The 13,746-nt window shown below is 72.3% G+C and carries 11 protein-coding genes, 1 pseudogene and 1 riboswitch; of the genes and pseudogenes, 7 read left to right on the top strand and 5 right to left on the bottom strand.

All coding sequences use genetic code 11. The annotated features are described in order from the left end of the window. The first annotated feature begins 192 nt into the window (after nucleotides 1-192). From ABT403_RS29525 to ABT403_RS29500, 6 genes and pseudogenes are all read left to right on the top strand, one after another. Nucleotides 193-957: a GntR family transcriptional regulator gene (locus ABT403_RS29525; RefSeq protein WP_045945891.1), complete on the top strand. Its 765-nt coding sequence runs from the start codon at nucleotides 193-195 to the stop codon at nucleotides 955-957. Nucleotides 958-1,086: 129 nt separating this feature from the next. Continuing rightward, complete coding sequence (locus ABT403_RS29520) at nucleotides 1,087-3,288, top strand: carbon starvation CstA family protein (RefSeq protein WP_344165874.1); 2,202 nt, start codon at nucleotides 1,087-1,089, stop codon at nucleotides 3,286-3,288. After that, on the top strand, nucleotides 3,285-3,482 hold the full coding sequence (locus ABT403_RS29515) for a CstA-like transporter-associated (seleno)protein (RefSeq protein ID WP_344164835.1): 198 nt from the start codon (nucleotides 3,285-3,287) through the stop codon (nucleotides 3,480-3,482). The genes ABT403_RS29520 and ABT403_RS29515 overlap by 4 nt, the downstream gene beginning before the upstream one ends. Nucleotides 3,483-3,565: 83 nt before the next feature. Further along, nucleotides 3,566-3,898, top strand: a pseudogene (locus ABT403_RS29510) (GNAT family N-acetyltransferase); the annotation flags it as partial. A 65-nt stretch (nucleotides 3,899-3,963) separates the two neighbouring features. Continuing rightward, nucleotides 3,964-4,087, top strand: a riboswitch (cobalamin riboswitch). Between the two features lie 147 nt (nucleotides 4,088-4,234). Continuing rightward, nucleotides 4,235-6,622 carry a ribonucleoside-diphosphate reductase subunit alpha gene (locus ABT403_RS29505; RefSeq protein ID WP_344164832.1) on the top strand — a complete coding sequence of 796 codons (2,388 nt, stop codon included), beginning with the start codon at nucleotides 4,235-4,237 and terminating at the stop codon, nucleotides 6,620-6,622. Continuing rightward, the gene (locus ABT403_RS29500; RefSeq protein ID WP_344164829.1) at nucleotides 6,622-7,635 is read left to right on the top strand and encodes a ribonucleotide-diphosphate reductase subunit beta; all 1,014 of its coding nucleotides are present in this window, start codon (nucleotides 6,622-6,624) and stop codon (nucleotides 7,633-7,635) included. The genes ABT403_RS29505 and ABT403_RS29500 overlap by 1 nt, the downstream gene beginning before the upstream one ends. On the opposite strand, the gene ABT403_RS29495 is transcribed toward ABT403_RS29500, so the two are convergent. Beyond that, the gene (locus tag ABT403_RS29495) at nucleotides 7,632-7,832 is read right to left on the bottom strand and encodes a hypothetical protein (RefSeq protein WP_344164827.1); all 201 of its coding nucleotides are present in this window, start codon (nucleotides 7,830-7,832) and stop codon (nucleotides 7,632-7,634) included. The two genes, ABT403_RS29500 and ABT403_RS29495, sit on opposite strands and share 4 nt — an antisense overlap. An 81-nt stretch (nucleotides 7,833-7,913) precedes the next feature. Here ABT403_RS29495 and ABT403_RS29490 point away from each other — a divergent pair, with 81 nt between their 5' ends. Next, entirely contained in the window at nucleotides 7,914-8,882 is a 969-nt protein-coding gene (locus ABT403_RS29490) for a helix-turn-helix domain-containing protein (RefSeq protein ID WP_344164825.1), read from the top strand. Between the two features lie 194 nt (nucleotides 8,883-9,076). Here ABT403_RS29490 and def read toward each other — a convergent pair whose 3' ends face one another. The 4 genes from def to ABT403_RS29470 all read right to left on the bottom strand — a co-directional run bounded on the left by def (nucleotide 9,077) and on the right by ABT403_RS29470 (nucleotide 13,618). Continuing rightward, nucleotides 9,077-9,712, bottom strand: coding sequence for a peptide deformylase (gene def, locus ABT403_RS29485; RefSeq protein ID WP_344164822.1), 636 nt, complete (start codon nucleotides 9,710-9,712; stop codon nucleotides 9,077-9,079). Nucleotides 9,713-9,770: 58 nt separating this feature from the next. Continuing rightward, nucleotides 9,771-10,766 carry a tetratricopeptide repeat protein gene (locus ABT403_RS29480; protein WP_344164818.1) on the bottom strand — a complete coding sequence of 332 codons (996 nt, stop codon included), beginning with the start codon at nucleotides 10,764-10,766 and terminating at the stop codon, nucleotides 9,771-9,773. Nucleotides 10,767-10,871: 105 nt separating this feature from the next. Further along, the gene (locus ABT403_RS29475; protein WP_344164815.1) at nucleotides 10,872-12,128 is read right to left on the bottom strand and encodes an HD domain-containing protein; all 1,257 of its coding nucleotides are present in this window, start codon (nucleotides 12,126-12,128) and stop codon (nucleotides 10,872-10,874) included. Next, entirely contained in the window at nucleotides 12,125-13,618 is a 1,494-nt protein-coding gene (locus tag ABT403_RS29470; protein ID WP_344164812.1) for an HD-GYP domain-containing protein, read from the bottom strand. The genes ABT403_RS29475 and ABT403_RS29470 overlap by 4 nt, the downstream gene beginning before the upstream one ends. Nucleotides 13,619-13,746 lie beyond the last annotated feature (128 nt).

The raw sequence follows: 13,746 nt of genomic DNA, 5'->3' as shown, positions 1-13,746 counted from the left end.
TAGACCAGTACCGGGAGCTTGGCCTAGACCTTTAGGGGTGTCAAGGGTCTAATGAGCGGGTGCTCGGTCCGTTATCGGACCGACACCTGGGGGAGGGAGGAGGCCTGCCCTCCCGCCCGTGTCACCATGTGACCGCACATATCGGAGGAGCCGGTGACGGCAGCGAAACTGGAGTCGGGAAGGCGGGCGTCGATGTCCACCGAAGGGGCGACCACGGAGCCGGAGGGCGGGCCGGCCACTCGAACGGCACGTGTGCCCAAGTACTACCGACTCAAGCGGCACTTGCTCGACATGACCGAAACGCTACCCCCCGGCACTCCGGTACCGCCGGAGCGGACGCTCGCGGCCGAGTTCGACACCTCCCGGACCACCGTCCGCCAGGCCCTCCAGGAGCTGGTCGTCGAGGGCCGGCTGGAGCGCATCCAGGGCAAGGGCACCTTCGTCGCCAAGCCCAAGGTCTCCCAGCCGCTGCAACTCTCCTCCTACACCGAGGACATGCGCGCCCAGGGCCTGGAGCCGACCTCCCAGCTCCTCGACATCGGCTACGTGACCGCCGACGACACCCTCGCCGGACTGCTCAAGATCGCCACCGGCGGGCGGGTGCTGCGCATCGAGCGGCTGCGCCTGGCCAGCGGCGAGCCGATGGCCATCGAGACCACGCACCTGTCGGCCAAGCGCTTCCCCGCGCTGCGCCGTTCGCTGGCCAAGTACACCTCCCTCTACACCGCCCTCGCCGAGGTGTACGACGTCCGGCTCGCGGAGGCCGAGGAGACCATCGAGACCTCCCTCGCCACCCCGCGCGAGGCCGGGCTGCTGGGCACGGACGTCGGCCTGCCGATGCTGATGCTCTCGCGGCACTCGCTGGACGCCGACGGCGAACCGGTCGAATGGGTGCGATCGGTATATCGCGGCGACCGTTATAAGTTCGTTGCCCGTCTCCAGCGACCTGCCGTGTGATCAACGGTTGACGGCCCTCCGAACCCCGGTGGACGCTCGTACCGCTATGCGGACGGGGGCTGACATCCACCGGTAACCCCCCGTAGATTCCGTGCGCTTACGCAGATGATCAACGAGGGGACCAGGATCATGCCGGAACCGGGAGCAACAAGGACACAACAGACGCCGACGGCGAGAGCCACCCCGCAGTCGATCGCCATATGGGTGCTCGTGGCCCTCGTCGGGGCGGTCGGCTGGGGCGTGCTCGCACTCTCGCGCGGTGAGGACATCTCCGCCGCCTGGCTGCTCGCCGCCGCGCTCGGCTCGTACGCCATCGGCTACCGCTTCTACGCGCGGTTCATCGCGAACCGCGTGCTGAAGCTGGACAAGACCCGGGCCACCCCCGCCGAACGCCTCGACAACGGTGTCGACTTCCACCCCACCGACCGCCGCGTGCTCTTCGGCCACCACTTCGCCGCCGTCGCCGGCGCCGGCCCGCTCGTCGGCCCGGTCCTCGCCGCCCAGATGGGCTACCTGCCGGGCACCATCTGGATCGTCGCGGGCGTCATCTTCGCCGGCGCCGTCCAGGACATGGTGACGCTGTTCTTCTCCACCCGGCGCGACGGCCGTTCGCTCGGCCAGATGGCCCGGGACGAGATCGGTCCGGTCGGCGGGGCCGCCGCCCTGCTCGCCGTCTTCACCATCATGATCATCCTGCTGGCGGTGCTCGGCCTGGTCATCGTCAACGCGCTGGGGCACTCCCCCTGGGGCGTCTTCTCCATCGGCATGACCATCCCGATCGCCCTCTTCATGGGCGTCTACCTGCGCTACCTGCGGCCGGGCCGGGTCACCGAGGTCTCCGTCGTCGGCGTCGCGCTGCTGCTCCTCGCCATCGTGGCGGGCGGCTGGGTCGCCGAGTCCTCCTGGGCCGGCTTCTTCACCCTGGACAAGGAGACCCTCGTCCTCTGGATGATCGGGTACGGCTTCTTCGCCTCCGTCCTGCCGGTGTGGCTGCTGCTCGCCCCGCGCGACTACCTGTCCACCTTCATGAAGGTCGGCACGATCGCGCTGATGGCGGTCGGCGTGGTCGTCGCGATGCCGACGCTGAAGATGCCGTCGGTGACCGACTTCGCCACGCGCGGCGACGGCCCGGTCTTCGCCGGTTCGATGTTCCCCTTCGTCTTCATCACCATCGCCTGCGGGGCCCTGTCCGGCTTCCACTCGCTGGTCGCCTCGGGCACCACCCCGAAGATGATCCAGAAGGAGACCCAGATCCGGGTCATCGGCTACGGCGCGATGCTCACCGAGTCCTTCGTCGCCGTCATGGCCGTGATCGCCGCCTGCATCATCGAACCCGGCCTGTTCTTCGGCGTCAACTCCCCCGCCGGGGTCATCGGCACCACCGTCCAGAGCGCGTCGGCGGCCGTCGGCCACTTCGGCTTCGCGATCTCCCCCGACGCCCTGGCGCAGGCCGCCAAGGACGTGGAGGAGACCACCCTGCTCTCGCGCACGGGCGGCGCGCCGACGTTCGCGCTCGGGATGTCGGAAATCTTCTCCTCCGTGTTCGGCGGGGCCGGGATGAAGGCGTTCTGGTACCACTTCGCCATCATGTTCGAGGCCCTGTTCATCCTGACGACGGTGGACGCGGGCACCCGCGTCGGCCGCTTCATGCTCCAGGACACCCTGGGCAACGTGCACAAGTCCTTCAAGGACGTCAGCTGGAAGCCGGGCGTGTGGCTGGCCAGCGCGGTCGTCGTCGGCGGCTGGGGCTACTTCCTGTGGGTCGGCGTCAAGGACCCGCTGGGCGGCATCAACCAGCTCTTCCCGCTGTTCGGCATCGCGAACCAACTGCTCGCCGCCGTCGCCCTCGCGGTGTGCACCACGCTGCTGGTCAAGTCCGGCCGCCTCAAGTGGGCCTGGGTCACCGGCGTCCCGCTGGCCTGGGACGTGGCCGTCACCCTGACCGCGAGCTACCAGAAGGTCTTCTCCGACGATGTGAAGATCGGCTTCTTCGCGCAGCGCGACAAGTACCAGACCGGCATCGACGCCGGAAAGGTGCTGCCGCCCGCCAAGACCCTGGACGAGATGCAGACCGTGGTCACCAACGCCACGGTCGACGGGATCCTCTCCGCCCTCTTCGCCGTCCTGATCATCATCGTCCTGGTGGACGCGGCCCGGATCTGCTTCAAGGCCGCGTCCGCGCCGGAGACGGTCCGCCTCTCCGAGGTCCCGTGGTCCGAGTCGAAGATCATCGCCCCGGCGGGCCTGATCGCCACCGCCGAGGAGAAGGCCGAGCTCGCCGCGGCCGGCCTCGACGGGGGCGGCGGCCGTGTGAAGGACCCCGTCGCGTGACCGGGGTCCGGGGGGCGCTGGCGAAGGCGCGGTACTACGTCCGGGAGTTCTCGGGCGAGGCCGCGTACGACCGCTACGTCGCCCACGCCCGCTCCCACGACCCCGGGGCCGAGGTCCTGACCCGCCGCGCCTTCGAACGCGCCCGCACGGACGCCCGCGAGGCCGACCCCCGCGAGGGCTTCCGCTGCTGCTGAGCGCTCACCGAGGGGCCCCGCCGGCCATCCGGCGGGGCCCCTCGGCGTGTACGGGGCGCACACTCGACGGCATGGACTTCGGCGTCGCCGTGCGCGACGGGGTGGTCCTCGGCGGGGTGACCTTCGCCGCACCCGGCAGCCGGCTCGCCGACGTCGCCGGGCCGCACGACGCCGAGTTCCGGATGCTCGCGGTGGCCGCCGAGGCGCGCGGGCAGGGCGTCGGGGAGGCGCTCGTACGGGCCTGCGCCGAACGGGCCCTGGCCCTGGAAGGGGTCACCGCGCTGGTGCTGTCCACCCAGCCGGCCATGCGCGGAGCCCAACGGATCTACGAGCGGCTCGGGTTCGTCCGTACGCCGGAACTGGACTGGTCGCCCATCCCCACGCTGACCCTGCTCACGTACCGACTGGAGCTGTGACGACACGCTCCGCATGCACCCGACACAACATGTGGGGGCTACCGCATCGGGTCGCCCCCACATGTATGCTCATGCCTGCTGCCGCCGCAGGGGAATCCGGTGGGAATCCGGAACTGTCCCGCAACGGTGAGACGTACGCCCGAGGGCGTATCCGCGAGTCCGAAGACCTGCCGGCAGTGCCCCCGGATCGACCGAGCCGGGGTGTCGATTCGTCCGGGCCTCGCGGTTGGGCCGGTGGACGCCATGCGGTGCCGAACGCGCTTGTGCGCGCGCCCGCATGCGCCCGCTCGCGCCCCGCTCCGCCGATGACCGGGCCGAGTGAGGGAGAGCTCCCCCGTGACCATCGCGCCCGCCGCACCGCGCGCCGAGTCCGACCACCCCGAAGCAGAAGGTCCCGGAGCCGCCCTGCTGCGGACCCTCACCGAGCTCACGGCCGACCTCCCCGACACCGACCCCGGCCGGATCGCCGCCGCCGCCCTGCGCGGCCGCAGCGCCGCCGCCGACGAGGCCGAGCTGCGCGGGCTCGCCACCGAGGCCGCGGCCGGCCTGATCTCCGAGGACCCGGCCTACTCCCGCCTCGCCGCCCGCCTGCTGACGCTGGCCGTGGCCGACGAGGCCGCCGGCCAGGGCGCCACCTCCTTCGCCGAGTCCGTCGCCGTCGGCCACCGCGAGGGCCTGATCGCCGACCGCACCGCCGACTTCGTCGCCGCCCACGCCGCCCGCCTCAACGCCCTGGTCGAGCACGCCCTCGCCGAGGGCGCCGACGACCGCTTCGGCTTCTTCGGCCTGCGCACCCTGCACAGCCGCTACCTGCTGCGCCACCCCCACACTCGCCAGGTGATCGAGACCCCGCAGTACTTCATGCTGCGCGTGGCCTGCGGCCTGGCCGAGGACGAGAGCGTCCGCGCCGTCGAGGAAGTGGCCTCGCTGTACCGGCTGATGAGCCGCCTCGACTACCTGCCGTCCTCCCCCACCCTGTTCAACTCGGGCACGCGGCACCCGCAGATGTCCTCCTGCTACCTCCTCGACTCCCCGCTGGACGAGCTGGACTCCATCTACGACCGCTACCACCAGGTCGCCCGCCTCTCCAAGCACGCCGGCGGCATCGGCCTCTCGTACTCCCGCATCCGCGCCCGCGGTTCGCTGATCCGCGGCACCAACGGCCACTCCAACGGCATCGTGCCGTTCCTGAAGACCCTCGACGCCTCCGTCGCCGCCGTGAACCAGGGCGGCCGCCGCAAGGGCGCCGCCGCCGTCTACCTGGAGACCTGGCACGCGGACATCGAGGAGTTCCTGGAGCTCCGCGACAACACCGGCGAGGACCAGCGCCGCACCCACAACCTGAACCTCGCCCACTGGATCCCCGACGAGTTCATGCGCCGCGTGAACGCCGACGCCGACTGGTCGCTGTTCTCCCCCGCCGACGTCCCCGAGCTGGTCGACCTGTACGGCGAGGAGTTCGACGCCGCCTACGCCAAGGCCGAGGCCTCCGGGCTCGCCAAGAAGACCATGCCGGCCCGCGACCTCTACGGCCGCATGATGCGCACCCTCGCGCAGACCGGCCAGGGCTGGATGACCTTCAAGGACGCCTCCAACCGGACGGCGAACCAGACCGCCCTGCCCGGCACGGTGGTCCACTCCTCCAACCTCTGCACCGAGATCATCGAGGTCACCAACGACGCCGAGACGGCCGTCTGCAACCTCGGCTCCGTCAACCTCGGCGCGTTCGTCGCCGACGGGGACATGGACTGGGAGCGCCTGGACGAGACCGTCCGCACGGCCGTGACCTTCCTCGACCGCGTCGTGGACATCAACTTCTACCCGACCGAGCAGGCCGGCCGCTCCAACGCCAAGTGGCGTCCGGTGGGCCTGGGCGCGATGGGCCTCCAGGACGTCTTCTTCAAGCTGCGCCTGCCCTTCGACTCCGCCGAGGCCAAGGCGCTGTCCACGAAGATCTCCGAGCGGATCATGCTCGCCGCGTACGAGGCCTCCTGCGACCTCGCCGAGCGCAGCGGCCCGCTCCCGGCCTGGGCCGAGACCCGTACCGCCCAGGGCGTCCTGCACCCGGACCACTACGAGACGGAAGCCCACTGGCCCGAGCGCTGGGACGCCCTGCGCGCCCGCGTCGCGAAGTCCGGCATGCGCAACTCCCTGCTCCTCGCCATCGCCCCGACGGCGACGATCGCCTCCATCGCGGGCGTGTACGAGTGCATCGAGCCGCAGGTCTCCAACCTCTTCAAGCGCGAGACCCTCAGCGGTGAGTTCCTCCAGGTCAACGGCTACCTGGTGGAGGACCTCAAGAAGCTGGGCGTGTGGGACGCGCAGACCCGTGAGGCCCTGCGCGACTCCTCCGGCTCCGTCCAGGGGTTCGGCTGGATCCCCGAGGAGGTCCGCGAGCTGTACCGCACGGCGTGGGAGATCCCGCAGCGCGGCCTGATCGACATGGCGGCGGCCCGTACGCCGTACCTGGACCAGAGCCAGTCGCTGAACCTGTTCCTGGAGACGCCCACCATCGGCAAGCTCAGCTCGATGTACGCGTACGCCTGGAAGCAGGGCCTGAAGACCACGTACTACCTGCGCTCGCGCCCGGCGACGAAGATCGCCCGCGCGGCCTCCGGCACCGCCGTCCCGGCCGCCGCCCCCACCCAGCTGCCGCAGGCCATGGACGCCGAGGCGCTGGCCTGCTCCCTTGAGAACCCCGAGTCCTGCGAGGCCTGCCAGTAATGACCGCCGAGAAGAAGAACCTCCTCGACCCGGGCTTCGAGCTCACGCTCCGCCCGATGCGCTACCCGGACTTCTACGAGCGCTACCGGGACGCGATCAAGAACACCTGGACGGTGGAGGAGGTCGACCTCCACTCCGACGTCGCCGACCTGGCGAAGCTGACGCCGGCCGAGCAGCACATGATCGGCCGTCTGGTCGCGTTCTTCGCGACGGGCGACTCGATCGTGGCGAACAACCTGGTCCTGACGCTGTACAAGCACATCAACTCCCCGGAGGCGCGCCTGTACCTGTCGCGCCAGCTGTTCGAGGAGGCCGTGCACGTCCAGTTCTACCTGACGCTGCTCGACACCTACCTGCCCGACCCGGACGACCGCGCGGCGGCCTTCGACGCGGTGGAGAACATCCCGTCGATCCGCGAGAAGGCGCAGTTCTGCTTCAAGTGGATGGACTCGGTCGAGAAGATCGACCAGCTGGAGACGGCCGCCGACCGCCGCCGCTTCCTGCTGAACCTGATCTGCTTCGCCGCGTGCATCGAGGGCCTGTTCTTCTACGGCGCCTTCGCCTACGTGTACTGGTTCCGCTCGCGCGGCCTGCTGCACGGCCTGGCGACGGGCACCAACTGGGTCTTCCGCGACGAGACCATGCACATGAACTTCGCCTTCGAGGTCGTGGACACGGTCCGCAAGGAGGAGCCGGAGCTCTTCGACGACGCCCTCCAGCAGCAGGTCACCGACATGCTGAAGGAGGCCGTGGAGGCCGAGCTCCAGTTCGGCCGTGACCTGTGCGGCGACGGCCTGCCGGGCATGAACACCGACTCGATGCGCGAGTACCTGGAGTGCGTCGCCGACCAGCGCCTGGTGCGCCTCGGCTTCCCGCCGGTGTACGGCTCGCAGAACCCGTTCTCGTTCATGGAGCTCCAGGGCGTCCAGGAACTGACGAACTTCTTCGAGCGCCGCCCGTCGGCGTACCAGGTGGCCGTCGAGGGCACGGTCGACCTGGACGAGGACTTCTAGTCCGAGCCGCCGTAGTTCGGCACGAGGAGCCGGGAAGCACCGCTGGGTGCTTCCCGGCTCTTCTCGTCCCGGCCCCCGCCGGCCGCCGCGGCGAGCTGCCGGTCGATGCGGCGGTCGTGGAAGGCGCCGTAGAGGGAGGGGGCGAGGAGGAGGGCGGCCACGGCGAGGACGGTGAGGTAGTCGAGGAACGTGTTCATGACTCCAAGATCCTCCGGGCGGCGGGAACCGGACAGTGGCAGGACTGTCATCGAAGAGCGAATTACTGCCACACTGGATCCATGCTGAACAACGTGGCCGTGGCCCTCGTGGACGGGGTGGCCCCCTTCGAGTTCGGGATCTTCTGCGAGGTCTTCGGGATCGACCGGAGCGAGCAGGGGCTGCCGGTGTACGACTTCGCGGTGTGCGCCGCCGAGGAGGGGCCGCTGACCATGGCCGACGTCGGCTTCACCGTCGCGCCCGCCCACGGCCTGGAGCGGCTGGAGGAGGCCGACCTCATCTGCCTGCCCGCCGACCGCAAGGCGCCGGTGCGGGAGTACCCCGAGCCCTTCCTCGACGCCCTGCGCCGGGCCGTCGACCGGGGGGCGCGGGTGCTCAGCGTGTGCACCGGGGCCTTCGTACTGGGCGCGGCCGGGCTGCTGGACGGGCGGCGCTGCACCACTCACTGGATGCACGCCCCGGCGCTGATGCGCCGGTATCCGGCGGCCCGGGTCGACCCGGACGTGCTCTACGTGGACGAGGGGCCGGTGATCACCGCCGCCGGAACCGCCTCGGGCATCGACGCCTGCCTGCACGTGGTGCGCCGGGAGCACGGCGCCGAGGTGGCCAACACCATCGCCCGGCGGATGGTCGTACCGCCCCACCGGGACGGCGGGCAGGCCCAGTTCATCCAGCGGCCGCTGCCGCGCACCGGCTGCGACACGGTCGGCGAGGTGATCGGCTGGATGGCCCGGCACCTGGACGAGGAGATCACCGTCGAGCAGCTGGCGGAACGGGCCCACATGTCGCCCCGGACCTTCGCCCGCCGCTTCCTCCAGGAGACGGGGACCACCCCGTACCAGTGGGTGCTGCGCCAGCGGGTGCTGCTGGCGCAGGAGTTGCTGGAGTCCACCGACGACACGGTCGACGCCGTCGCGGGCCGCAGCGGCTTCGGCAACGCGGCGGCCCTGCGCCACCACTTCCTGCGGACCCTGGGCACCACCCCGAACGCCTTCCGGCGGGCCTTCCGGGGTCCCCGTGCGGCAGCCTGACAGGAAGCAACGGCCGGTAATCGCCCATGACTTGACATTCAGGACGGGTGCATCTGGCCGTCGCACCCCGGCGGTGGTGTGATCCGGGTACGCCGTACCGCGCGACCCACGCGGAAGACCCCCCACAGGCGAAGGCCCCGCTCCGGGAGCGTTCCGGAGCGGGGCCTTCGTGCGGGTGCGGTGACCGCGCGGGGTCAGTCGTTCGGGACGATCTCGTAGCGCGGGGTGTTCTCCGCCATCTGGCGCAGCGCGTCCTTGCGGTCGCGCTTCGAGAGGCGGTCGATGTACAGGTAGCCGTACAGGTGGTCGGTCTCGTGCTGGAGGCAGCGGGCGAAGTAGCCGGTGCCGCGGACCTTGATCGGGTTGCCCTGGGCGTCCTGGCCGGTGACCTCGGCGTAGTCCGGGCGGGCCAGGGAGGCGTAGGCGGTGGGGACCGAGAGGCAGCCCTCGTTGGAGTCGTCCAGGACGCGGGAGCCGGCGGGCTGCTCGACGAGCTTGGGGTTGACCACGACACCGGTGTGGCGCACGCCGTCGTCGTCGGGGCAGTCGTAGACGAAGACCTTGGCGTCCACGCCGATCTGGTTGGCGGCCAGGCCCACGCCCTCGGCGGTCTTCTGGCTGGCGAACATGTCGTCGATCAGCCGCGCCAGCTCGTCGCCGAACTCGGTGACGTCCTTGCACTCGCGGTGCAGCACCGGGTTGCCGACCACCGTGATGGGGCGGGACGTACCGCGCTCGCGGTACGCGAGCTCGCGCGCCTCACAGTCCTCGGTGTCCACGACGTAGCCCTCGTCGTCGATCGGGGTCACCTGGTTCTCCTGCTGCGCCATGTCCGCCGTACGCCTTCCCTCAAGTCCGTGGTGTGCCCGTACAGCCTACGGCCCGGGGTCAGCAGACTTCTTCGAGATCCCGCCACTCCCTGCTGTCGGGGCTGTCCGCGACCCAGCCGTCGAGCAGTCCGCGCACCAGACCGGCCGGGGCCGCGATGCCGCATTCGCGCTCGGGCACCCACAGGGAACCGGATCCGGCCGTGCGGTGGCCCAGCGGGCCGGGGTGGCCGGGCTCGCTGTGGTCGTGCGGGTCGAGGTGGTCGCCGTTGTTCTCGCCGCTGGGCATCGAGCTCTCCGAACAGGTCCGGCAGAGCAGCCGCACCGACGAGGACCAGTCCTCGGCGGCGAAGCCCGCGTCCGAGGCCAGCTGCTCCAGGGCGTCGCGGTCGGCCTCGGTGGCGGCCTCCAGCAGCACCACCCAGGTCGGCACCGGGGAGGGCGCCCACAGCTCGATCTCGTCGAAGACCGGGTACGAGGGCCCGGCCGCGGTGACCCGCTCGCCGTGCGGGACCCCGTCGTGCAGGACGACCTCGCCCCAGCGGCGTCCCGAGGAGGGCAGCGGGATGGACAGGACCTCCATGCGGGCTGGATCGAGCCTGCGGCCCCATACGACCTCGGCCTCGCCCTCGGGCGAGAGGCGGACGGCCGCGCTGCCCAGTTCCATGCCCACGGGCTCGCCCGTCCCGGCCGTGCTGTGCGGATCTCCGGGGACCTTCAGCCCGTACGCCTGCCAGGCCCGGCGGGCCAGCGGCCAGTCCTGGAGCGCGGTCGCGGCGATGCCGACGTTCCACCAGTCGGGGGCGCCCGTCTCGCGGTCCAGCAGGGCCACGGCGCGCAGTCCGGCGGCCCGCGCCTGCTCCCAGTCGTGCCGGAACTTGTGGAGAAGGGCCAGGTTGAACCAGGACTCGGACAGCCAGGGCTCCAGGTCCGCCGCCCTGGTCAGCAGCGCACCCGCGTCCTCGTACCGACCGTCGCCGATCAGCGTGAACGCGCGGTCGGTGGCCTGCCGCCACGAGGCGGAGGGCCGATGCCGTACCTTCCCGAAGATCCTCACGATTCCCGCCTGCCGCTCCACCGGTTCAGCCCTGCGGACACCCTCACGGACACCCCTTACTGCATCCAACCATGCCCGCTCGGACGACCGCTCATTACCCATGGGTTACCCCGGCGGAACGGGAACGACTCTGCCGCGTCCGCCCCTGGCCAGAACCCTCGCCAGGGACTCCACGACCTCCGGCTGGTAGTCGTGCCCGGTGCCCAGGCGGAGCCGTTCCAGGGCGGCCAGTGGGCCACCCGGGTGACGTCCCGCTCCGGCCAGGTCGTCGTAGGCGTTGACCGCGCGCACGATCCGGGCCGCGACGGGCTGCTCGCGGTAGGGGTCGGCCTGGCGTTCCACGATGACCGCGACCTCCGCCGGCACCCCGGTCTGCCGGGCCACCTCGCCGCCGAGCCCGGCGATCCGGCGGGCCTCGTCCGGGGGCAGCTCGGCGGTGGCCCCGCCGGGGACGGGGTCGACGAGGGAGAGCTGGCCGATGTCGTGCATCAGTGCCGCGTACTCCAGCACCGTGAGCTCCCGCTCGGAGAGCCCCAGCTCCCGGCCGACCGCGCAGCTGAGGGCGGCGACCCGGCGGGAGTGGCCGGGGGCGGTGCAGCCGGCGATCTCGGTGGCGCGGGCCAGGGAGGTGATGGTCTGGCGGTAGGTGGTGCGGACGGCGTCGACCCGGTGGAAGGACAGCTGGGTCAGCAGCAGCGGCACGCTGAAGACCGGCAGGGCCCACAGCCCCGCCACGGCCACCCCGAGCGCCATCACCACCCCGGTGGCACAGATGGCCGGGCCGATCCCGAGCTGGGCGCGCAGCTCGTCGCGCAGCAGCGGCCCGTACGGCCATCCGGTGCGGGCCCCGGCCAGCGCGGCGGCGAGGACGGCGTCGCACAGGGCGGTGAGGCCCAGCAGGAGCAGCAGGAACAGGACGAGGCCGGGGCCCTGCCCGGTCCACCGCGTGAGCCGGCCGGAGCCGAGCAGGGGCTGGAAGCAGGCGGCGGCGAAGGCGACGGCCAGGACCCGCCGGGCCACGTGGTCCAGGGCGGGGCCGTGGCCCCGGGCGATGTGCGGGACGGACCCGGCGAGGGCGGCCGCGACGACGACGGCGACGATCTGGAGCACGCCGTGATGGGTGGGCCGCCCGGCGTCCTGCCCGAGCAGGGCGTAGGCGAGGGCTCCGGCGGAACCGAGCGGGGCGGGGCGGCGGCCGGCGGCGGGGTGGTCGCGGCGGGCGAGCTCACCGACGGTGACCAGGGCGCCGAAGGCCAGGGCGGTGGCGGGTTCGGTGACCCCGGTCCACAGGGTGTGCCCCAGCCCGGCCGCGGTGAGCGCGGCGGCGGCCCCCCGTACGGCCCACCCGGCCCATGCCCTCACCGGCCGGCCTTCCCCGGGCCGGGCGGCCCGGTCTGGGCGGCGTCCCGGACCTGGGCCGGCATCCCGGGCAGGCCCTCCCGGCCGGTGTCCCGCCCTGAGGCGGCGGGGGTGGCACCGGCGGCGGGGGCGGGACCGGGGACGGGGCCGGCGGGGGCCATGGGGAGGTCCTCGTCGGAGGTGACCACCGGGTGCCAGCCGTGCCGGCCGACGGCGGTGGTCAGGGCCCGCACCATGGCCGGGTCGAACTGGGAGCCCGCGCAGCGTTCGAGTTCCGCCAGGGCCGTCTCCACCGGCCGGGCCCGGCTGTAGGAGCGGGTCGAGGTCATCGCGTCGAAGGAGTCGGCCACCGCCACCACCCGGGCCAGCACCGGGATCTGCTCCCCGCTCAGCCCGTACGGGTAGCCGGAGCCGTCGACCCGCTCGTGGTGGTGCAGGATCGCCGCGCGGGCCTCCCCGAGGAAGCCGATGCCGCGCACCATCTCGTGCCCGTACTCGGGGTGCAGTTCGATGACCCGCCGCTCCTCCGGGGTCAGCGGCCCGTCCTTGCGCAGCAGCCGTGTGGGCACGCCCAGTTTGCCGACGTCGTGCAGGATCCCGGCGATGCGGACGACCTCGCGGCGGTCGTCCGCCATGCCCAGCTCCCGGGCGATCATCTCGGAGGCCTGGCCCACGCGTTCGCTGTGCCCGCGGGTGTAGCGGTCCTTGATGTCGACGGCCTGGACGAGGGCGCGGATGGTGGCCTGGTGCGCGGCGTGCTCGCGCCGGTACTGGGCGAAGACCCAGCAGGAGATGTACATCGGCAGCAGGGCCAGCAGTGCGGCGGGCGGCCCGTAGGGGCTGTGCCACATGACGGCCGTCATCAGGCCGACCAGGCCGTGCAGGCAGTACGGGGCGAGGGCGGCGGTCCCCCCGGACGGGAGCCGCGGGAGGCCGGCCGGCCCGCGCCGGGCGGCCCCGGCGGGACGGGGTTCGGCGGGGCGGGGTTCGGCGGCGGCCAGGACGGCGGCGTCGAGGGCGGTGAGCACCAGGCAGAAGACGCCTGCGGCGAGGGCCGCGGGGAGCATCGCGGAGGGGAAGGCGGCCGCCCCGGCGAGCGCCTCCCGGCCGCCGAGCAGTCCGTACGCCTGCCCGGCGGCCCAGGCGGCGACGGCCTGCTGGGCCGCGTGCCAGACGCGGCGCACGGCGACGGGCCGCTGGACGGCGGGCTGGGCGAGCCCGGCGGGCAGGGCCACGAGCGCGGCGGCGGAGGGCGGCAGCAGGAAGACGGCGGCAAGCACCACCGGGAAGAAGGGGCCGGTCCCCTCGGGCGACCCGCGCCCGCGCAGCGGAAGGATCCGGGCGGCCTCGGAGCCGAGGCAGAGGGCGGCCAGCAGTCCCACGGCCGGCCAGGGCACGGCGGATCCGGGGCGCAGGGCGGGGGCGGCACAGGCGGCGGCCGCGAGCACCGCGCCCAGGACGCAGGCGCGCGCCGCCGGCGGAAGGACCCGCATGGCGCTCTCCTCCCCCCGGGCGGCGATCCGGGCATCGGATCGGAAGGGGTACCGCGAGGGGAGAATAAGTCGGCCCCCGCGCGAAGCGGGGGACATTTTCGTATTGCCCCGTACGGGCGGCTGCGGAT

The organism is Streptomyces sp. NPDC000075, assembly GCF_040301925.1.
Classification (GTDB): domain Bacteria; phylum Actinomycetota; class Actinomycetes; order Streptomycetales; family Streptomycetaceae; genus Streptomyces; species Streptomyces polychromogenes.
This window is presented reverse-complemented; position numbering and strand designations above follow the sequence as displayed.

Bases quoted from the DNA above. Each gene is read 5' to 3' on its own strand.
- ABT403_RS29520 (WP_344165874.1), top strand. From the start codon at position 1,087: ATGCCGGAACCGGGAGCAACAAGGACACAACAGACGCCGACGGCGAGA.
- ABT403_RS29490 (WP_344164825.1), top strand. From the start codon at position 7,914: ATGCTGAACAACGTGGCCGTGGCCCTCGTGGACGGGGTGGCCCCCTTC.
- ABT403_RS29495 (WP_344164827.1), bottom strand. From the start codon at position 7,832: ATGAACACGTTCCTCGACTACCTCACCGTCCTCGCCGTGGCCGCCCTC.
- ABT403_RS29500 (WP_344164829.1), top strand. From the start codon at position 6,622: ATGACCGCCGAGAAGAAGAACCTCCTCGACCCGGGCTTCGAGCTCACG.
- def (WP_344164822.1), bottom strand. From the start codon at position 9,712: ATGGCGCAGCAGGAGAACCAGGTGACCCCGATCGACGACGAGGGCTAC.
- ABT403_RS29470 (WP_344164812.1), bottom strand. From the start codon at position 13,618: ATGCGGGTCCTTCCGCCGGCGGCGCGCGCCTGCGTCCTGGGCGCGGTG.
- ABT403_RS29525 (WP_045945891.1), top strand. From the start codon at position 193: ATGTCCACCGAAGGGGCGACCACGGAGCCGGAGGGCGGGCCGGCCACT.